The sequence below is a fragment of the Pseudoalteromonas sp. S327 genome (genome assembly GCF_005886415.1).
Classification (GTDB): Bacteria; Pseudomonadota; Gammaproteobacteria; order Enterobacterales; family Alteromonadaceae; genus Pseudoalteromonas; species Pseudoalteromonas atlantica.
In genome coordinates this window covers 87,772-107,479 of sequence record NZ_PNDP01000009.1, presented here as the reverse complement: position 1 = coordinate 107,479, position 19,708 = coordinate 87,772, and the positions used below count along the sequence as shown (strand labels likewise).

Sequence of the window (19,708 nt, the reverse complement as noted above, 5' to 3'; positions counted from 1 at the left end):
GTAACAACCGAGCAACAAAGAGTTTATCGCCCCTAGGCAGAACCCGAAGGGCAGCGCATGTTTGGCATTTATGCTGCGTTATCGCCTATTTATGGGGAGTAACCACACTTCATAGGCTCTGCCTTGCCTAAAAACCAAACATACTGCTGCAAATTCAACCATCAAAGATCAACACGCCCTAGCATTACCATACGCTACAAAGAGCTAAATAGTTCTTTTAGCCGTAGGGCGTTTACCTTGTTATATAAAAACAAGGTAAACGCATTATTTGCTATGCTGCGGTTACTAACGGTTTTATTGCTCAGGCTCAAGGCGTTTAATTCCTTGTCCGTCAATGCCTAAGTAAATATAGCCATCACTGCCTTGTGCTAAGCTGCGGACGCGGCCTATTCCTTCTAAAATTTTATATTGCTTTGAAACACCTTTGTTAGATATTTCCAGTGCACTTAAAAACGAAAATTTCATAGACGATAGCAAAAGCTTGCCTTTTAATTGCGGGTACTTATCGCTGCTAACCAATAACATGTCAGAAGGGGCTATGGAGGGGGTCCAATGCAGTACGGGCGATTGCATGCCGTCTTTTTCTTGTATGTCGGTAAACGAAGTACCGCTGTAATTAATCCCATAACTAACCACAGGCCAGCCATAATTAGCGCCCGCTTTAATTATGTTTAGCTCATCGCCGCCACGTGGGCCGTGCTCATGAGACCATAACGTTTGTGTTGTTTTATCAAACCACATGCCTTGCGGGTTACGGTGTCCGTATGACCATATAGCGTGTTTAGCGCTGTTTTGATTTACAAACGGGTTATCTTTAGGAATATGGCCATCAGTGTGTAAGCGATAAATTTTACCGCCATCACGGGTTAAGTCTTGCGGGTTTTTATCGCGCGAGCCGCGATCGCCAATCGAAAAGTAAACATACCCTTGGTTATCAAACACAATACGGCTTCCGTAGTGCTGGCCTTTTGTGCTGTTATGCTCACCTTTGTATAGTAATTGTGTGTTTAAAAGCTCAGTGCGATCGTCACTAAGCTTGGCGCGCATTAGGGCTGTATTACTGCCACTTTTAGCGCCTTGGGTACTTGAGTAAGTTATGTAAAGCCATTGATTATTGTTTGCGTCGCTATGTAGGGCTAAATCTAGTAAACCGCCTTGCCCATTAGCATCAATTTGTGGCAAACCCGAGAGCTTAGTTAAGTTAGCTGAGTTTTTAGGCAGTAAATAAAGTGTGCCGCTTCGCTCGGTTATAAGTAAATCACCGTTACTTAACGGCTCAATAGCCCAGGGGATAGTTACCCCTTTAGCCACACTGACGGCCTTTACATTGAGCGGTAACACATCAAGGGTTTTGTAATCTACAGCTGCCACCGGCGTTGAAACGAGTACAGCTATAAACGCCGTTGATAATGTTTTAGCAATCGTTTTTATAGGTAAAAACACAGTTGTTGTCCTGTCCAATAAATAAGCAAGTAATACCTACATTAGCATGCTGTTGATGATTTTGCTAAATGTAGCGCTTTAATAAAAACCATATATATTTCAATCATAAAGAGTTTACCCGCAGTGCTGTATGGCTGTTTTTAATATTTTAAACAGCTATTTATTACACCTTAATTGAGGCTTTAGTACAGCGCTTTAAATTAGAGGGATGCGTAAAAATTGCGCTAAAAAACTGAATATTTACTCTAATACTATTGAAATTAATTTTTTTGGGCGTACACTTGTGCGCTGAAGTTTGAGCGTACACATGTAAGTTCAAATTCAATATTTAATATCCAAGAGATTAATAGTGATGATTACTAAAGTATTAGACCAATTTTCGAAGTGGTTTTTACACCATCAAAGCTTTGCAGGCTACATTGAGCCCATAATGCAAATGGTTAAGCCTGCGTGGCGTGCTGGTCTTTATAGAGCAAAAATAGAAGAGCTGACGCAGCACAATGGTGATTTTTTAAGTATTACCTTAAAGCCTACTCAGCACTGGCAGGCACACAATGCTGGCCAACATATTAGTTTAACGGTAGAAATAAACGGGCGTTTATTAACTCGTGTGTTTACGGTTGCCTCAAGCCCTGAGCAATTTAAAAAAACGGGCTTGGTGCGTTTATTAATTAAAACTAATGAGCAAGGGCGTTTTACAAGCCTTTTAAGCAGTGCTTTACGAGTCGGTGAGTGGTGCAATGTTTCAGCGCCTAGTGGCGACTTTGTTTATAAAAACACCCAAAACAATGCAACGTTTATAGCTGGCGGCTCGGGTATTACACCTATGCTTGCCATGATTAGTGAGCATTTAAAACATACCACACAAAAAGTATCGCTGATTTATTATGCCAAAGCCGCAGCGCACCAATGTGTAGACGAGCTAAGCGCATTAGCAAACCAGTTTTCGCATTTTTCGTTTTTACTGCTCACACGCGAGCAATCAGATGATATTACTCGCCATGTAAATGTATGGGAAAACCCAGATATATACTGCTGTGGGCCTGCAAACTTTATGAAAACGGTGTGTGACTTTGCTAAAAAACACCATTTAAATTACTACCAAGAGGCATTTGGTTTAACGCTGCCAAGCCAAAATGACGACAGCCTGTTTAACGTACAGATTAATAGCAGCGCTCATATCGTAAATGCTAACAATGCATTGTTAGCACAGTTTGAGGCAAAACAATTACCGGTTAAACGCGGGTGTGGCATTGGTATTTGCCACCAGTGCCAGTGCATTAAAAAGTCAGGCGTGGTGCGTAATCTAAAAACTGGTGAGTTGAGTGATAACGGCGAGCAGTTAATTCAACTGTGTGTAAGTCAACCTGTTAGCGACTTGGAGTTACAGCTATGAAAAACATAAACTTTGATCAGTTAGCCCACGATTTAGATAGCATAAAAATGGATACGCTAGGCAAAGTAGGGCAGCAAGATGCAAACTACATTCGCTCGGTTGTTAAAAAGCAGCGGCTATGTGAGTGGAGTGGCCGTATTTTACTTATGCTGGGCTTTATTCAGCCACTTTTATGGGTTGCGGGTGTACTGTTATTAGCGCTGGCAAAAATTTTAGACAACATGGAAATTGGCCACAATGTTATGCACGGCCAATACGATTGGATGAACGATAAGCAGCTTAACTCGCAGCATTATGAATGGGATATTGCTTGCGATGGGCAAAGTTGGCATCGCGTTCATAACTTTGAGCATCATACGTATACTAATATTATTGGTAAAGACCGCGACTTTGGTTATGGCTTATTGCGTTTAAGCAATGATTTTAAATGGCGCTTAAAAAATGTGTGGCAGTTTATTACATATATAAATTTAAGTGTGCTGTTTCAGTGGGGTGTGTCGTATCACGAGCTGGCAGCGGAACGCGTGTTTATTGGTAAAAAGAAAGAAAACCGCGAAGGGGGTGTATCGCATTCTACCCTAAAGCAGCGCTTTTTTAGTAAAGGTGCGCGCCAATTAATAAAAGATTATGTGATATTTCCTTTATTGGCAGGCCCTTTGTTTTTATGGGTATTAGCAGGCAACTTACTGGCAAATTTAATCCGTAATTTATGGACCTCAACCATTATTTTTTGTGGCCACTTTACCGAGGACACCGAAACCTTTAAACAAGAGGACTGCATAAACGAAACGCAAGGGCAGTGGTACTATCGCCAAGTTTTAGGCTCATCAAATATTAAAGGCCCGCACTGGTTTCATGTTTTAACTGGGCATTTAAGTTGCCAAATTGAGCATCACTTATTTCCTGATATGCCGTCCTCTCGCTATCAAGAAGTGGCCCCGCAAGTGCAAGCCGTTATGCAAAAACACGGTATTGATTATCATACAGGTGGTTTTTATAAACAGTACAGCTCGGTATTAAAACGTATTATTAGGTACTCGTTTAAATAAATTAGGTACTCGTTTAAATAAATAATGTGCCTTTAAAAAGCCGATTAATGAAGGTGCATTAATCGGCTTTTTTGTATGTGCTTAGCAATATGGCCAATTTATAAACAGCAGTTGCAAAAATTTCTTTTTGATAATTAAAAAAGCCTCAGTTTTGCTATGGTTAAATGATGCATGAATGTCATACAATGGAGAAAAATAGACCACACAAGAGAGATTAAAATGGCCGCATTCGGTACCGTGTTTATGCCGCAGATGATTCAAGCTCGTTTTTCTGATAACCAATGGAGCGAAAGCTCAATCGTCCCTTCCGATAAACTTGAACTTCATGCGGGCGCGCACGTCCTTCATTATTCAAGCACGTGTTTTGAAGGCTTAAAAGCTTTTCGCCACGAAGATGGCTCTATTTATATTTTTAGAATAGATGCAAACATTGCGCGTATGCAGCAAAGCTCTGCGCTATTAAGCTTACCAAGCTTTGACGGTCAAATGCTAAAAGACATGATTATCGAGATTGTTAAAGAGTATGCTGATGAAACGCCATTGCCACCGGGCTCTATGTACATTCGCCCAACTCACATAGGAACAGAGGCTGCCATTGGTAAAGCGGCTGCACCTTCAATGAGCTCGTTGTTATATACGCTTTTATCGCCAGTTGGCGATTACTTTACCGGCGGTGCTACTGCGCTGCGGGTATTACTTGAAGAAGATGGCATGCGCTGTGCCCCGCACATGGGCATGGTAAAAAGTGGCGGTAACTACGCCAGTGCACTTGCACCAATTAGCGCAGCACGCGAAAAATACCAAGCCGATCAAATCTTGTTTTGCCCTGGCGGCGACGTACAAGAAACAGGTGCTGCTAACTTTATTCTGATCGATGGTAACGAAATTATTACCAAAGCGCTTGATAGCACGTTTTTACATGGCGTAACCCGTAATAGCATTTTAACCATTGCAAAAGACTTAGGCATGACGGTAAGCGAGCGTAACTTTAGCGTTACCGAGCTTTTAGAGCGTGCTGCAAAGCCAGGCACAGAAGCTGCACTTTCAGGCACTGCTGCGGTGTTAACGCCGGTAGGCACGTTTATTCATAACGATAAAGAATACAAAGTAGGCAGTGGCGAGCCAGGCCCTACAACAGCGCGATTACGCCAAGCATTGAACGATATTCAATGGGGTAAAAGTGAAGACAAACACGGCTGGTTAACTAAAATCTAATTGATTTGAGCAGTTCGCAGTAAAAAGCCACCGACTAGGTGGCTTTTGTGTTTTTGAGTACATTTTGAAATGTTTAGCGCTTAAAACTTCATTTCTATTTTGCCGTACACGTAACGGCCATTAAATCCGTAGGGCGAAAAGCTCGAATAAGCAAACAAGCGAGAAAAAGTAGAGACTTCTTCTACATTTTCGCGGGTAGGATCTGGGTATACATCAAAAATGTTATTGGCACCTAAACTAAGCGTTAGGTTATCGGTAGCGGCATAGGCTACATCTAAATCAGTGATCCACTTAGGTTTTAATACCTCGTTTAGCTCGGGCGTTGATGAAGGGTCTTGGGTTTCACCATAACGCGTAGTTCTAAGTGTGGTACGCAGCGCATCATGGGTCCATGTAGCACTTAAATTGTATTTATTGCGCGGGGTGCTTACTTCAAAGCGGCGCAGCTCTGTACCTGAGAACAAGTTGTCTTGATCAAACCCAGCACCTTGCAGTTCAGCGGGCGGGTCAATAATATCAGTGACTTCATTTTTGCCGTAGTTATACCCTAAGTTAAAGGCAATATCGCCATAGCCATCGGTGATTAAGTTGTACGAGGCAACCACATCAACACCGCGCGTTTTACTATCTATAGCGTTTAAGAAAAAGCGGCCTTGGTTAGCGCCCGTGCCTGCTAGCAACTCTTCTATTGCTGCGCCCGATAAATTGTTAGATAAAACAATACGGTCATCAATTAGTATTTGATAGTAATCAACCGATAAGCTGAAATTAAAGTCGGTAGACCAAGTAAAGCCAACCCCGTAGTTAGTGGCTTCTTCGGCATCAAGGCCCGGTGAGCCAAGCGCTTTGGCTACATCGCTGCTTGGTGCAAAGGTGCCGGTTTCGGTCGGAACGCTATCAACAAATACGGTAGCAACCGAAGTAAAATATTGCTGTTGTAATGAAGGCGCTCTAAACCCTGTTGAGGCTGAGGCGCGTATGGCTAAATCTTCGGTTAACGAATAGCGCGTTGCAATTTTGCCGTTAAGTGTATCGCCAAAATCTGAGTAATCCTCATAACGGGCTGCCACAGCTATGTTCCAATCATCTGTCAGGTAGGTTTCTAAGTCTATGTAAAAGCTTACATTATGGCGGCTGTTGTCACCTTCTGATTCAGGTGTAAAGCCTGGAAATACCTGCGCACCTGCTGCACCAAATGGGCCATCTTCGCCTGTGACTACGCCACCTGGGCCAAATGAGCCTTGTGCGTATGAGGCTTCTTCGCCAGCTTCTATTTGATAGCCTTCTGTGCGGTACTCAGCCCCAATGGCAACACTTACCGCGCTTTCTAAAAAGCTGACATCCACTTCGCGGCTTAAATCAACATTTAAAGTAAGTTGATCGTATGTCAGCGTACCGGCATCAAAGCGTGTTTGGCTAGTGGGGCCGTACGACGTATTTAAACTATTGGTTACACCAAATTCGAACGCATCTTCACCATACACAGCCGATACATCGTAGTTCCAATCACTTATAAAGCCTTTAACACCTAACGCGAGTGAGTAGTCGTTTATATCTGAGGTGATCACAGGTAAAAAACCGTCGGGGTATATTTCTTCTATATTACGGCTATCGCTTGCGCGTCTATAAAAACCAGCGCCTTCACCTTCACGTTTAGAGTAAGAGCCAAATGAATACAAATCTGCATCGTTAGCTAGTTGATACCCTGCATTATAAAAAACCGATAGGTCTTCTACATCCCCATTACCAAAGTTATGGTTATAGCGGTTAACTGTAAACTCGCGAGGGTCGAGTGAGCCATCTTCTAATCGGTTGTAGTTTTCGCGTTGATCGTAATCGGCACGGTTAGTTGAGTGGCGGTCGCGGTATTCAGTCGAAATGTTTAAAAAGCCATTATCACCAAGCTCTAAACCAATATTACCTTGCAAAGTAAGCGTTTGCCCATCGGTTAAAGAGCGATCGCCGCCTTCGGTAAATGCTAGGTTGCCATCGCTACCCTCAGATACCGATTCAAGCTGAGGTACACCATCCATCTCGGTGACATTTGCCCCATAAATAGCCGCAAGGGAGCCGCCGCTGCTTGCGCTTTTAAGTACAATATTAATCACACCCGCTATAGCATCAGAGCCGTATTGCGCCGCAGCGCCATCGCGTAAAACTTCAATGCGTTCAATAGCATTAGCTGGTATTGCATTTAAATCTACAGAAGATGAGCCACGCCCCGTTGAACCATTTAAATTAAGCAGTGCGCTACTATGACGACGCTTCCCATTAACCAGCACTAAGGTATGATCGGGTGCTAAACCACGAAGTTGTGCAGGGCGTACATGATCACTGCCATCGGTAAGCGATGCCTGTGGAAAGTTAAAACTAGGTAACAAATTGCTCAGTAGCGCGTTTGTTTCCGTAAGGCCTGAACTGGTAAGCGCCTCAGCGCCAATAATATCAATAGGTACGGCGCTGTCTTCAACTGTGCGCCCTAAACGGCGTGAGCCAATAACGCTTATTTGCTCTATATCTTCTTGTGCTTGAGGTGTTTGCTGTGCCGCGTGGGCAGTAAACGCACCAAATAGCGAAAGCGATGCGCCCACAGCCACTGCTGTACTCACTTTTAAGTTATTTAACCTAAACGGTAGGCTTTTATTCATGTTGTTAATCCTCATTTGATCACCCATTGATTTAAAATTTTTGTTTTTATAGCTGCTACTTTTTAATGGAGCTGCTTTGAGAACATAAACCGCATTAACAAAATGAGTCAATTGAATAACATTCAATTAAAATTAAAGGGTATATAGTTACAAGGTTTAATTAACAAGACTAAATGAGGTAAAAGCTATAAATAGGCAGGAGTTTGTAAGTAACTGATGGAGCTTAAAATAATTGGCAACCATGAAGTTTACTTTTAGTTAACAGGTAAGAGCAGTGTGTACGCCTTTAATAATGGCTGTTACTCAGTGTTTTTTTAAATTAAGTGTATAACCCACCTTTTATATGTTAAATAAATTAACATATAAAGAGCAGATTATTTAAGCTGAAATTTGTATAGCGTTTAAAAAGGTTGCGAGTGATTTTTATAATAAAATAATATAAAAATTAAAATTTTATTTTACCGGTAAGTATATCCTTAAACATGACCCAATCTCCCCATAAGCTATAAAGAGGGTGTTTAAAAGTGGCGGGGCGGTTTTTTTCAAAAAAGAAATGCCCAACCCAAGCAAATCCATAGCCAATAATCGGTAATAACCACAGCAAGCTATATTGCTGCTTGATTAATGCAATAAAGATGACTGCAAGTACTAGCGTGCTGCCAATAAAGTGAAGTCTTCTGCAGGTTACATTGCGGTGCTCTTTTAAGTAATACGGGTAAAACGCTTTAAAGGAGTTAAAAGTGTGTGGTGTGTTCATAGTCAATGCTCTTATTTTTATAGTTTATTAAATATACAAGGGCCTGCTAGATTTTGCAGGAAAAATTTTTGCAAACAAGGGGCTATTTAATCGCGGCACTAAGTTTGTAACCGAGTGGGCTCGATAACGGCTTTTGCAAACGCCTATTTATTTGCAATAACCCCTTACACAGGCTCTACCTTTACCTAAACGCTTTACAGGATGTGCTCTTCGCTTTTTATTGTACTGGTGAGAATAACCGCTGATAGGTTTTATAAGCGTACTCATCGCTCATGCCGCTTAGGTAGTCGCATATTATGCGCATCCCTTGGTTTTGTTTTTCAGCGTCTATGTAAAGAGCTTGCGTTGTTTCGGGTAATAAACGCAGAGGGTCACTGGCAAAAGCGGTAAATAATTCAATCAGTAAGTTTTGACCTTTAAACTCTATTTGCTGCATTTCTGGGTCGCGTATTAAGCGATTAAATACAAAATGTTTGAGTATTTGTAAAACGCGCTCGTACTGTGGGTCTAGCTTTGCAGTGTACTTTAAAATAGGGCACTCAAAATCACCATGCTGAACATCTAAATGAATATGAATAATAAACATATTTACCAGCTCGCCAATGGCATCTTTACGTTCAAAATCGTTTTTTGAAAACAAGCGTTGGGTAAGCGAGTCTAATTTAGTGTTTAACCAATCGTAATTAAGCGCGTTTAAGTGGGGTAATGCATGTGTTTGCCAATCATCTAGTGTGAGCACTTTAGTGGCTATGGCATCTTCTAGGTCGTGCACTGCATATGCTATGTCATCGGCATGTTCCATTATGGCGCTATCTAACGATTTATAACGGGTTTTTGCACGGTACTGATCTACTGGCGTATGGCTTGTTAATAGGGCTTTGTCGTTGTCGCTTAAAGGGGCAATGATCCATTCAAATATTTGTGCATCGTCTTTGTATAAGCCTTTAGCGGGGCGCCAATCATCTGCTTTTATAAATGAGCGTGTGTTATTTACCTTCGGAATGGTGTGCCATAAATCGTCTATAAATGCGGGGTATTTAATAAAGCCAAGCAACGTGCGGCGCGTTAGGTTCATGCCGTGGCCGTTAGAGTATGGCTCAAGTTTAGCGACTATACGTAATGTTTGTGCGTTGCCTTCAAATCCACCGTGCTCACGCATCATATAATTTAAGGCTATTTCGCCGCCATGGCCAAACGGCGGATGGCCTATATCGTGGGCTAAACATAAGGTTTCTAATAAACCAGTAGAGGGGAAGTGTTCAAAATCGCTGTGCTGTGCTTTTAAATGCCGTAATATGCCGGTACCAATTTGCGATACCTCCAAAGAATGCGTTAAGCGTGTGCGATAAAAGTCGTTTAAGCCTATCCCCATAATTTGGGTTTTTGCTTGTAAGCGCCTAAAAGCTGCGGCATGAATTATACGAGAGCGGTCTACCTGCCAGGGGGAGCGATTATCATTAGGGCGATTTTTATACTGTTCTATTATTCGGCTTTGCCATTGCTTATCCATACTGCTTACTCACAAAACGTTGTTATACACGGTATAAGCTCAGTATACCCATGCCCTAATAAATTGCGAATGAACAAGTACATAACCTTAGCTGGTGGATAATATATTTATCGCAAGCAGCCACTTTAGCATTTTTTAGCAAAGCGTGGCCCTTAAAGGGTTACACACAGGGTGTTATTCGCGTTTATATAGTGGCTTAGGTATAATGGGGTTTCGTATGTGTGTGTATTACCCATGCATAATTGTTGTTTGAAAGAGAGACTACATGCTAAAAACCATTTTAAAGCTGTTACTAAGCGTATTTTTTTTATGGGCGCTTGCATATCCGTTTATGCAAAGTAATGAGCAAGAGGTTGAAGAACAAACCACAGGTGAACAACCTAAAAAAGTAAAGAAAAAAGAAAAACCCCTGCACAATGTTACTTTACCTAAATTTTCTGAATTTGCTGATGTAAAAGAGAAAAAACAGGCATTTTTTGATTTTATTCGCCCACATGTTGAGGCTGAAAATAAAAAAATATTACAGCAACGCGCTAAGTTAGAAATTGCGCGTATGATGCTTGAATACAACGAACCGCTCGAGAAAAAACAACAGCGCGACATCGTTAATATTTTAAAAGCCTATGGCTTACCTGAAACAGTAAACACCCTAATTTTAAGCCAAGCGCTGCGCCGTGTTGATATTATTCCTAAAGAGCTTGCGCTAATGCAAGCGGCGAATGAGTCGGCGTGGGGTACATCACGCTTTGCACGCATAGGGCTCAACTTTTTTGGCCAATGGTGTTATTCAAAAGGGTGCGGTATGGTGCCAAGACGCCGCAATAGCGGAGCGGCGCACGAAGTTGCTGCATTTAAGTCGGTACGCGCAGCAGTAAGCTCGTATTTTAGAAATATAAACACGCATAATGCCTACAAAGATTTACGCCTTATACGCGAAGATTTACGACAACAGCAAAAGCCCATTGCGGCAACGGCACTAACGCATGGTTTAATGTCGTACTCAGAGCGCGGCGAGGCCTACATAGAAGAGCTAAACACCATGATTAACCAAAACAGAGCTTACTTTGATGAATAAAAAACGACTTATAAATATTAACGCCATACTCATTTTATTAAGTTTGGCGGCAAGTACCGTCAATGCCAAAGAGTTTGTTATGTCGTACGATGGCTTTTACGATAGATTAAAAGTGGTTAACAAGGGCGACTTTCAATATGCACGGGTTAACTTTTACATTAGCGATATTGCCACAAACGAGGCATGTGCTATTAAAAGCGGCACAATTTTAACTGAAAATAACGAATACCCGCTCAACTTTACCGATAAAGCACAGTTACTTTTACCGTTTGATAAGCAGCTCGATACGGATAAAGCCGTTATTGTTGTAGAGCCACAAAATCCTGATCACGATTGTCAGTTAAAATTGCAAATTGAGGCCAGCGAATTTGAAGGGCTTAGCTTAACTAAAGATTCGTTGTACACAATTAATAACGAGTTAGATGAACTTTTAACAGATTTATCGGGCTTTTTTGTTAGTAAACTCATGTGGTTTTTATTGCCTGAGCAAAAAGGCGTTGCTGTGACATTTAAAGAGCCTGTGACCTTTAATAACCCACATATACAGTGCGAAAAATCAATCTGCTACTTTGCAGTACAGGATAACTGGGAAGATGACGTAAATCTGCTTGGTGATATAGAAAACGTAGTTAAAGTAACTCCCTGGATAGCAAAATAAGTTGCAGGGTTTAATAAAAACGGCGCTTAATATAGCGCCGTTTTTTTATGCGTTATTTTGGCAGTGCTTGTGTTGAGTCACGTTTTATAAGGGTGGGTTCAAACACGCGGTTTATGTGTAAGTTTTTATACTGATACACATCTTGTAGCACCATTTTTGCAGCCATTTCACCCATTTCTTCTACGGGGTTATCTATGGTGGTAAGTGTAGGGTAAAGATAATTGGCAAATATAACGTTATCAAAGCCAATAACCGACAAATCGTTTGGTAAATTAAAGCCATGTTCACGGGCGTATTTCATAGCACCTGATGCCATTTCATCGTTGGCACACACTAAAGCACTAAACGGAATACGCGTGTTGAGTAGTTTTTCAAGGCCTTTACTGCCGCCAATTTCGTTAAAATCACCTTCGTAAAACAGCGCCTCATTAAAAGGGATGTTTTTTTCGTGCAGTGCTTTTTTATGGCCTTTTAAACGGTTTCTGGCATCGGCTTTAACTTGCGGCCCCGCGATATAAGCTATATTTGTGTGGCCTTGTTCAACAATAGATTTACTGGCTAAGTAGCCGCCGAGTTCGTTATCTAGGCTAATGCAGTTACTTTCAAGTGAATGTACGTATCGGTTAATAAGGTAAATAGGGGTTTTACCTTTACTTAGCTCAATTAGGTAGTCATCACTGACTGACTCTACATGTAAAATTAGCGCATCGCATTTGCGGCTAATTAAAAATTCAATGCCGTCTTTTTCTTTATCGTCTTCACTGTGACCGGTGGTAATAATAACGTGCTTACCCGCAGCGCGTAGGGCTGACTCGATGCCTGCCATCATTTGAGCAAAGAAAGGACCATGAAGCTCTGAGACCAAAATACCCACGCTGTTGGTTCTGTTTGAGGCAAGCGATTGCGCAATAGAATTGGGCTTATAGCCCAGCTGCTGCATTGCATCGAGTACTTTTTTAGTGGTTTTTTCACTTACGCGGGTGTTTTTATTCATTACCCGTGACACTGTAGCTAACGATACGCCAGCAAGCTCCGACACTTCATAAATTGTGGCCATGTTATTGTTAACTCACTTATATCCTTTATTTTGGCGGGCAAATAATACCGTACCCACCAAATGTTAACTAGCACTAGTTTTTAGCGATGCCTGTATAGAGGCTAACTGCGCGTTATTGAGCGTGTATTTACGCATAATAAAAGCAACAAACAAAGAGCCAAACGCCGGTATAATAGTAAACGATAATAAAATACCCTGTTGCGTATCAAGGCTCTGCATTGTTTGCGCTTGGTAATTATAAAAAGACAGCAGCCAGCCTGCAATTGCACCGCCTAACGCCACACCCATTTTTATAAAAAATATAACGCCCGAATATACTAGGCCAGTAATTCTTACCCCAGTTTTGTGGTGCCCGTAGTCTATGGTGTCGGCCATTTTTGCCCATAGTAGCGGGGTGGCCATATCTAAAAAAAACTTCCACAGAATAAAGGCGGCAAATGCCAAGGTAATGTTATCAGGGGAGATAAAATAGCTCGCAATACATATGCCCGCAGCGATTAACTGCAAACTAATATAGGCTTTTATTTTACAAAATCGCTTAGCCAACGGCTGAGCACACGCACACCCAACCATACTGGCAACCACTCCTAGGGTCATAAAGGAGGTAATTAAATCTTCTTGCCCTAAATAGTATTTAACGTAATAAACCCCTAAGGTTAAACGTAATACTTGGCCAGTGAGTAAAAATAGCGCGGCAGCGCACAGGACTCGCCATTGATCGTTTTTAATCAAGGTTTTTAAACTTTTAAACAACGACAGGTTTTGCTCAGGCGGTTGCTCTACGCGCTCTTTGGTACCAAAAAAACACAGTAAAAATAACACTAAGCCAAGCAAGCTCATTGCCGTCATGGTGTATTGGTAGCCTTTGGCGTTATCGCCTTGGCCAAAGTATTCAACCATTGGCATTGTACAGCCCGCAACAATAACGCCGCCTAACATACCAAACACAAAACGATACGATTGCACGCTAACACGCTCTTTTACATCGTTAGTGAGCACGCCACCTAATGCGCAATAAGGAATATTTATGGCGGTATACGCCACCATAAGCAAGGTGTAGGTAGTAAAGGCGTAAATAATTTTATCAGTGCCTTCAAGCTCTGGCGTGGTAAAAGCTAAAATACTAATAAGCGCAAAGGGCAGGGCAAGCCACAACAAATAGGGCCTAAAATGGCCAAAGCGCGACTGGGTTTTATCGGCTAAGTTGCCCATCACTGGGTCGGTGATGGCATCAAACAACCTAACCACTAAAAACATGGTGCCTACCACCGCTGGAGAAAGCCCTACTACATCTGTGTAGTAAAGCATTAAAAACATCATAACTGTTTGAAAAATAATATTACTTGCCGTATCGCCAAGGCCATAGGCTATTTTTTCTTTTACACTTATCATGATGTTAGGTTCTCGCTTTTTGATTTTTATTTATGCGATTAATCGAATAGCTTTTATTGACTATTTACGGCTTTGTATCAAGCTTTTATAAGCTTGGCCACTGGCTTTTATAGTACGTTGCTGAGTTTTATAATCAACGTAAACAATACCAAAGCGTTTTAAGTAGCCCTCAGCCCATTCAAAATTATCCATTAAGCTCCACGCAAAGTAACCAATAATATTAACCCCTTGCGCTGTGGCATCGTGCACGGCATTTAAGTGGCTATGATAATAGTTTAGGCGATCTACATCGTTTACCTCGCCATTTTTAATGGTGTCGGGCATAGCCGCGCCGTTCTCGGTAATATAAATAGGCGGTAAGGTGTAGGTGTTATTAAGCGTTACAAGTAAGTCGGTAAACGACTGCGGGTAAATTTCCCAGCCCATGTCGGTTAAAGGCCCTTGTGGTGCAAGTGGCTCGTATATATCGCTAGGGTGCGCTTTGTATACTTGGCGCGTATAAAAATTAATGCCTAAGTAATCAATAGATTGTGAAATTATGTCCATATCGCCAGGGTGGATTTCAGGCTGCTGATTGCTAGGAAGCTGTTTTATAATTTCGGGGTATTGGCCATCCATTATTGGTTTCATATACCATTGATTTAAGTAATCATCGGCGTAGCGAGCTGCATTTATATCCTCTGCTGACTGCGTTAATGGGTAGCAAGGTGTAAAATTAAGCACAATACCATTTTGAGTATTAGGCGAGGTGTGTTTTAACACATCCATTGCCAAACCATGGGCAAGCAATAAATGGTGCGCTGCTTTTTTACCGTACTCTTTGCCCACTAAACCTGGGGCATGTATGCCTACTTCGTAGCCTAAAAAGGCACTGCAAAATGGCTCATTTAGGGTCGCGTACGAAAATACCCGCTCGCCAAATGCTTGGCTAATAAGCTTTACATACCGAGCAAATTCATAAGCTGTATCGCGATTTAACCAGCCGCCTTTATCTTCTAAATGTTGAGGTAAATCCCAGTGATATAGCGTTACAAACGCTTTAATGTTGCGCTTATTAAGCTCATCAAGAATATTAGTATAAAACTTTACGCCCTCAGGGTTTAGCTCGCCCGATAAGGTAATAACGCGCGGCCAAGAGATAGAAAGTCTATATGCATCTACGCCAAGCGAGTCTATTAATTCAATATCGTTTTGCCACTGATTGTAATGATCGCAGGCAACATGCCCATTTGAGCTGTCGGCTATTTTGTTGGGTGTATCGCAAAAGGTATCCCATATACAGGGCAGGCGATGCTCATACCCGCCTTCAATTTGAAATGATGCCGTAGCCACACCATAAACAAAGTTTTTTGTTAATAGAGGTGAATGAGATGGTAACGATAATTTTGTCATTAGTAACAAACCTTTTTAAACCTTAAATGCATAAATAGCCACTGTATTTACTGCGATGAAGCGTAAGGGCGCGTTTATAAAAAAATAAAACTTGTTGAAATATGTTACATGTTCGTATTTAATTACACGTGAAAGCGCTTACATTTTTAGATTAGTGTTAATTGATACGAAGGTCAACTCTTTAATGTTGCTGGGTTACACGGCAATTTTTAATAACGACTTTTGCATTAATTTATAATAATAAATTGCGGAGAGCCCATGGCCAGTTCAGCACCACTGACGACACACACACAGTCGCAAAACTACCAAGATAAAAACTATGGTTTTGCATTAACTTCTTTAACTACTTTATTTTTTATGTGGGGATTTATTACCTGCTTAAACGATATTTTAATCCCGCATTTAAAAGCGGTGTTTAACCTAACTTATGTTCAGGCAATGCTGGTTCAGTTTTGTTTTTTTGGGGCTTATTTTTTAATGTCACTGCCAAGTGGCTATATAGTTAAAAAATTAGGGTATAAAAAAGGCATTGTAGTGGGGTTACTTATAGCGGCATGTGGTTGTGTGCTTTTTTACCCAGCCGCGGCGCTACATAATTACCCGGTATTTCTGTTTGCTTTATTTGTACTGGCAAGCGGTATTACCTTGTTGCAGGTTTCTGCAAACCCTTATGTAAGTTTATTGGGCGCCCCTAAAACAGCGTCTTCTCGCCTTACCTTAACGCAAGCATTTAATGCGCTAGGCACGACGGTTGCCCCTACATTTGGTGCATTTTTGATTCTTGATTCTGCCTCTGAAGCGTTTTTAACACCGGCACAAAATGCAGAATCGGTACAACTTCCTTATTTACTATTAGCAGGCATGCTTATTTTACTAGCCGGTATTTTTGCATGGCTTAAATTACCAGACATAATGAATGAGCAAAAAGAAGCCGCTGAAAAGTCAGAGACAATTGAAGGTAGTGCATGGCAATACCGCCACCTAACACTCGGTGCTGTGGGTATATTTATGTATGTAGGTGCAGAGGTTGCGATTGGCAGTTTTTTAGTTAGCTTTTTAGCCCAAGAAAATATTGCTGGATTAAAAGAGCATGTTGCCGCTCACTACATCACATATTATTTTGGCGGAGCTATGGTGGGGCGTTTTATTGGTGCAGCGGTAATGCAAAAATTACCCGCTGGTAAAGTACTTGGCTTTAACGCAAGTATGGCTATTATTTTGGTGGTTATTGCTATGAGCACGTCGGGCCAATTAGCGATGTGGTCAATACTACTGGTTGGTTTATTCAATTCTATTATGTTCCCAACTATTTTTAGTTTAGCGTTAAATGGCCTTGGTAAGCATACCGCGCAGGGCTCTGGTATTTTGTGCTTGGCGATTGTAGGGGGTGCAATAGTGCCTCTTTTACAAGGTGCACTTGCTGATAGTGTGGGTGTTCAACTTTCGTATGTTTTACCTATTTTTTGTTACTTATTTATCGCGTTTTATGGTTTAAGCGGAAGCAAACCAGTTCAAGCTCAGGAGACTCTATAATGAAAACCCCTTTTTCACTTAATAAAATAGCACGTGCCTCATTAATTGCATCACTAGGCATTTTAGCGGCTTGTTCAAATGACGCGACAACCACTCCTGAAGCTAATAATGCGTTGTCTAAAACAGAGAAAATTTGGCCAAAACTTAATATTGCCGTAAAACAAAACCCAAAAATTGAAGCTAAAATAGCAGATTATTTAAAAACGATGACACTTGAGCAAAAAGTAGCTCAAATGATTCAACCAGAAATTCGTGATATTACCGTTGAAGACATGCGCAAATATGGCTTTGGCTCATACCTAAATGGGGGCGGCGCCTTTCCTAATGGTGATAAACACGCAACACCAATGGACTGGGTAAAATTGGCTGAAGATTTTTATCAGGCATCGGTAGATGATTCTATCGATGGCAGTAAAATACCCACAATGTGGGGCACTGATGCGGTACATGGTCACAATAATGTAATTGGCGCGACCTTATTTCCGCATAATATTGGTTTAGGTGCGGCAAACAACCCTGCATTGATTGAGCAAATAGCAGCTATCACTGCGGTTGAAGTAATGGCAACGGGTATTGATTGGGTATTTGCACCTACAGTGGCAGTTGTGCGTGACGACCGCTGGGGCAGAACCTATGAAGGTTATTCAGAAGACCCTCGCATTGTACGCGATTATTCTGCTGCCATTGTAAATGGTTTACAGGGCAAGGCCGATGGCGACTTTTTAAGTGATAAACGTGTTATTAGTACCGTTAAGCACTTTTTAGGTGATGGCGGCACAGTCAATGGCGATGACCAAGGTAATAATATCGACAGTGAGCAAGATTTGTTTGATATACATGCCCAAGGTTATGTAGGTGGCTTATCGGCGGGAAGTCAGTCGGTTATGGCATCGTTTAATAGCTGGCATGGGGTTAAAAACCACGGCAATAAATACCTGTTAACCGATGTGCTTAAAACCCGCATGGGCTTTGATGGTTTTGTGGTAGGGGATTGGAACGGCCACGGTCAAATTGAAGGCTGTACAAACGAAAGCTGTGCACAGGCTGTTAACGCGGGACTTGATATTTTTATGGTGCCAACGGGCGCTTGGAAGCCGCTGTACGAAAACACCATAGCGCAAGTCAAAGCTGGCGAAATTAGCATGTCGCGCATTGATGATGCAGTAAGTAGAATTTTACGCGTTAAATTGCGTGCTGGTTTATTTGATAAACCAAGCCCGGCTAAGCGTCAGTTTTCGGGTAAAACTGAGCTAATTGGGGCGCAGCAGCACCGCGAAGTTGCGCGTCAAGCAGTACGTGAATCACTTGTTTTACTTAAAAACAAAAACAATATTTTGCCTCTTGATGCAAACCAAACTGTACTTATTGCCGGCGATGGAGCCGATAACATAGGTAAGCAGTCGGGTGGTTGGAGTATTACTTGGCAAGGGACAAATAACAAAAATGCTGATTTTCCTGGTGCCACGTCTATTTACGCAGGTCTTGAAAAACAAATTACGCAGGCGGGTGGTCGTGCCATTTTAAGCGTGGATGGCTCATATGAGCAGCGCCCAGATGTAGCCGTTGTGGTATTTGGTGAAGAGCCTTATGCAGAAGGCCATGGCGATAGAGATAACCTTGAATTTGAGCGTGGTAATAAAAAATCGCTCGCGTTATTAAAGTCGTTAAAAGAGCAGGGTATTACGGTTGTATCGGTATTTATTTCGGGTCGCCCAATGTGGGTTAACAGTGAATTAAATGCCTCAGATGCATTTGTTGCAGCATGGCTGCCAGGTACAGAGGGCGGCGGTATTGCCGATGTTATTTTAAAAGGTAAAGATGGCAGTATTCAACATGACTTTAGCGGCAAGCTTTCGTTTTCATGGCCTAAAACAGCAGTACAAGCAACGGTTAATAAAGGCGATGACGATTACAGCCCATTATTACCGTACGGCTTTGGTTTAACTTATGGCGATAAAAATGTATTGGCTGATAATTTAGACGAAGACTCTAAATTAGATAACTCAGCACTCACTAGTATGGATATTTTAGTTGGCGCACCGGTTGCTCCGTGGCGTTTATTACTTAAATCTGGCGATGAGCTATTAGATGTATCAAGCAGTACTCATCAACTGGGGGCACTTAAATACCGTACTGAAGATAAAACAGTTCAAGAAGACGCGCGCCAATTTAATTTTAGTGGCGAGCAAAAGGCAAGTGCTGAAATAGTCACAAGCTTTGCAGAAGATACCATTACGTATTTAGAGGCTAATGGCGTTATTAGTTTTGATATTAAACTCAATGAGCCACTAACCGATGACGTAAACCTTGCTATGACTTGTTCAGGTGAGTGTGGTGGTGCGATTGCCTTGAGTAAAATGGTTGATCAATCAATCAAAAATAAATGGCAGTCGGTGTCGGTAGACTTACGTTGTTTTGCTAACCAAGGCGTAGACTTTGCTAGCCTTACAAGCCCGTTTAGTTTACATGCAAGCAGCAAAACCTCAGTGTCGGTAGCAAACATTCAGTTTGTGCCTAATAAGGCAGACTCTGCTGGGCTTAAATGTCAGTAATCATTTTGTTTTAGTGTGTATGTCAAAGCCC

The 19,708-nt window shown here is 41.7% G+C and carries 14 protein-coding genes; 7 read left to right on the top strand and 7 right to left on the bottom strand.

All coding sequences use genetic code 11. The features are described from left to right. Positions 1 to 294: 294 nt before the first annotated feature. Positions 295 to 1,395: a PQQ-dependent sugar dehydrogenase gene (locus tag CWB60_RS04265; protein WP_249318331.1), complete on the bottom strand. Its 1,101-nt coding sequence runs from the start codon at positions 1,393 to 1,395 to the stop codon at positions 295 to 297. A gap of 400 nt (positions 1,396 to 1,795) precedes the next feature. On the opposite strand from CWB60_RS04265, the gene CWB60_RS04260 reads away from it, so the two are divergent. The 3 genes from CWB60_RS04260 (at position 1,796) to CWB60_RS04250 (ending at position 5,103) form a co-directional block, all read left to right on the top strand. Then, positions 1,796 to 2,839 (top strand): flavin reductase family protein, encoded by a 1,044-nt coding sequence (locus CWB60_RS04260; RefSeq protein ID WP_138576842.1) that lies wholly within the window; start codon positions 1,796 to 1,798, stop codon positions 2,837 to 2,839. Beyond that, positions 2,836 to 3,888: a fatty acid desaturase family protein gene (locus CWB60_RS04255; protein ID WP_138576840.1), complete on the top strand. Its 1,053-nt coding sequence runs from the start codon at positions 2,836 to 2,838 to the stop codon at positions 3,886 to 3,888. Before CWB60_RS04260 ends, CWB60_RS04255 begins: the two co-directional genes overlap by 4 nt. A gap of 171 nt (positions 3,889 to 4,059) precedes the next feature. Further along, the gene (locus CWB60_RS04250; protein ID WP_083901793.1) at positions 4,060 to 5,103 is read left to right on the top strand and encodes a branched-chain amino acid aminotransferase; all 1,044 of its coding nucleotides are present in this window, start codon (positions 4,060 to 4,062) and stop codon (positions 5,101 to 5,103) included. 80 nt (positions 5,104 to 5,183) lie between these two features. On the opposite strand, the gene CWB60_RS04245 is transcribed toward CWB60_RS04250, so the two are convergent. The 3 genes from CWB60_RS04245 to CWB60_RS04235 all read right to left on the bottom strand — a co-directional run bounded on the left by CWB60_RS04245 (position 5,184) and on the right by CWB60_RS04235 (position 10,018). Then, on the bottom strand, positions 5,184 to 7,751 hold the full coding sequence (locus CWB60_RS04245) for a TonB-dependent receptor plug domain-containing protein (RefSeq protein WP_121637609.1): 2,568 nt from the start codon (positions 7,749 to 7,751) through the stop codon (positions 5,184 to 5,186). Between the two features lie 445 nt (positions 7,752 to 8,196). Further along, the gene (locus CWB60_RS04240) at positions 8,197 to 8,508 is read right to left on the bottom strand and encodes an Mpo1-like protein (RefSeq protein WP_121637608.1); all 312 of its coding nucleotides are present in this window, start codon (positions 8,506 to 8,508) and stop codon (positions 8,197 to 8,199) included. Between the two features lie 217 nt (positions 8,509 to 8,725). Continuing rightward, positions 8,726 to 10,018 carry an anti-phage deoxyguanosine triphosphatase gene (locus tag CWB60_RS04235; protein ID WP_121637607.1) on the bottom strand — a complete coding sequence of 431 codons (1,293 nt, stop codon included), beginning with the start codon at positions 10,016 to 10,018 and terminating at the stop codon, positions 8,726 to 8,728. A 265-nt stretch (positions 10,019 to 10,283) separates the two neighbouring features. Between CWB60_RS04235 and CWB60_RS04230 the strand changes: the two genes are divergently transcribed. Next, the gene (locus tag CWB60_RS04230) at positions 10,284 to 11,093 is read left to right on the top strand and encodes a glucosaminidase domain-containing protein (protein ID WP_029772709.1); all 810 of its coding nucleotides are present in this window, start codon (positions 10,284 to 10,286) and stop codon (positions 11,091 to 11,093) included. Then, complete coding sequence (locus CWB60_RS04225) at positions 11,086 to 11,751, top strand: DUF2987 domain-containing protein (RefSeq protein ID WP_031289865.1); 666 nt, start codon at positions 11,086 to 11,088, stop codon at positions 11,749 to 11,751. Before CWB60_RS04230 ends, CWB60_RS04225 begins: the two co-directional genes overlap by 8 nt. Positions 11,752 to 11,803: 52 nt before the next feature. Here the strand turns inward: CWB60_RS04225 and CWB60_RS04220 are convergent, their stop codons facing one another. From CWB60_RS04220 to CWB60_RS04210, 3 genes are all read right to left on the bottom strand, one after another. After that, positions 11,804 to 12,808 (bottom strand): LacI family DNA-binding transcriptional regulator, encoded by a 1,005-nt coding sequence (locus CWB60_RS04220; RefSeq protein ID WP_096739481.1) that lies wholly within the window; start codon positions 12,806 to 12,808, stop codon positions 11,804 to 11,806. Between the two features lie 63 nt (positions 12,809 to 12,871). Continuing rightward, on the bottom strand, positions 12,872 to 14,200 hold the full coding sequence (locus CWB60_RS04215; RefSeq protein WP_054982646.1) for a glycoside-pentoside-hexuronide (GPH):cation symporter: 1,329 nt from the start codon (positions 14,198 to 14,200) through the stop codon (positions 12,872 to 12,874). 60 nt (positions 14,201 to 14,260) lie between these two features. Then, positions 14,261 to 15,592: a GH1 family beta-glucosidase gene (locus tag CWB60_RS04210; RefSeq protein ID WP_096041555.1), complete on the bottom strand. Its 1,332-nt coding sequence runs from the start codon at positions 15,590 to 15,592 to the stop codon at positions 14,261 to 14,263. Between the two features lie 258 nt (positions 15,593 to 15,850). Here CWB60_RS04210 and CWB60_RS04205 point away from each other — a divergent pair, with 258 nt between their 5' ends. Continuing rightward, on the top strand, positions 15,851 to 17,125 hold the full coding sequence (locus tag CWB60_RS04205; RefSeq protein ID WP_024033438.1) for a sugar MFS transporter: 1,275 nt from the start codon (positions 15,851 to 15,853) through the stop codon (positions 17,123 to 17,125). Continuing rightward, complete coding sequence (locus CWB60_RS04200) at positions 17,125 to 19,677, top strand: glycoside hydrolase family 3 protein (protein WP_138576838.1); 2,553 nt, start codon at positions 17,125 to 17,127, stop codon at positions 19,675 to 19,677. The genes CWB60_RS04205 and CWB60_RS04200 overlap by 1 nt, the downstream gene beginning before the upstream one ends. Positions 19,678 to 19,708 lie beyond the last annotated feature (31 nt).

What these genes read in the sequence shown, in the direction of transcription:
- CWB60_RS04250 (WP_083901793.1), top strand. Translation starts at nt 4,060, where the DNA reads ATGAATGTCATACAATGGAGAAAAATAGACCACACAAGAGAGATTAAA.
- CWB60_RS04210 (WP_096041555.1), bottom strand. Translation starts at nt 15,592, where the DNA reads ATGACAAAATTATCGTTACCATCTCATTCACCTCTATTAACAAAAAAC.
- CWB60_RS04235 (WP_121637607.1), bottom strand. Translation starts at nt 10,018, where the DNA reads ATGGATAAGCAATGGCAAAGCCGAATAATAGAACAGTATAAAAATCGC.
- CWB60_RS04205 (WP_024033438.1), top strand. Translation starts at nt 15,851, where the DNA reads ATGGCCAGTTCAGCACCACTGACGACACACACACAGTCGCAAAACTAC.
- CWB60_RS04215 (WP_054982646.1), bottom strand. Translation starts at nt 14,200, where the DNA reads ATGATAAGTGTAAAAGAAAAAATAGCCTATGGCCTTGGCGATACGGCA.
- CWB60_RS04230 (WP_029772709.1), top strand. Translation starts at nt 10,284, where the DNA reads ATGCTAAAAACCATTTTAAAGCTGTTACTAAGCGTATTTTTTTTATGG.
- CWB60_RS04245 (WP_121637609.1), bottom strand. Translation starts at nt 7,751, where the DNA reads ATGAATAAAAGCCTACCGTTTAGGTTAAATAACTTAAAAGTGAGTACA.
- CWB60_RS04225 (WP_031289865.1), top strand. Translation starts at nt 11,086, where the DNA reads ATGAATAAAAAACGACTTATAAATATTAACGCCATACTCATTTTATTA.
- CWB60_RS04255 (WP_138576840.1), top strand. Translation starts at nt 2,836, where the DNA reads ATGAAAAACATAAACTTTGATCAGTTAGCCCACGATTTAGATAGCATA.
- CWB60_RS04240 (WP_121637608.1), bottom strand. Translation starts at nt 8,508, where the DNA reads ATGAACACACCACACACTTTTAACTCCTTTAAAGCGTTTTACCCGTAT.
- CWB60_RS04260 (WP_138576842.1), top strand. Translation starts at nt 1,796, where the DNA reads ATGATTACTAAAGTATTAGACCAATTTTCGAAGTGGTTTTTACACCAT.
- CWB60_RS04200 (WP_138576838.1), top strand. Translation starts at nt 17,125, where the DNA reads ATGAAAACCCCTTTTTCACTTAATAAAATAGCACGTGCCTCATTAATT.
- CWB60_RS04220 (WP_096739481.1), bottom strand. Translation starts at nt 12,808, where the DNA reads ATGGCCACAATTTATGAAGTGTCGGAGCTTGCTGGCGTATCGTTAGCT.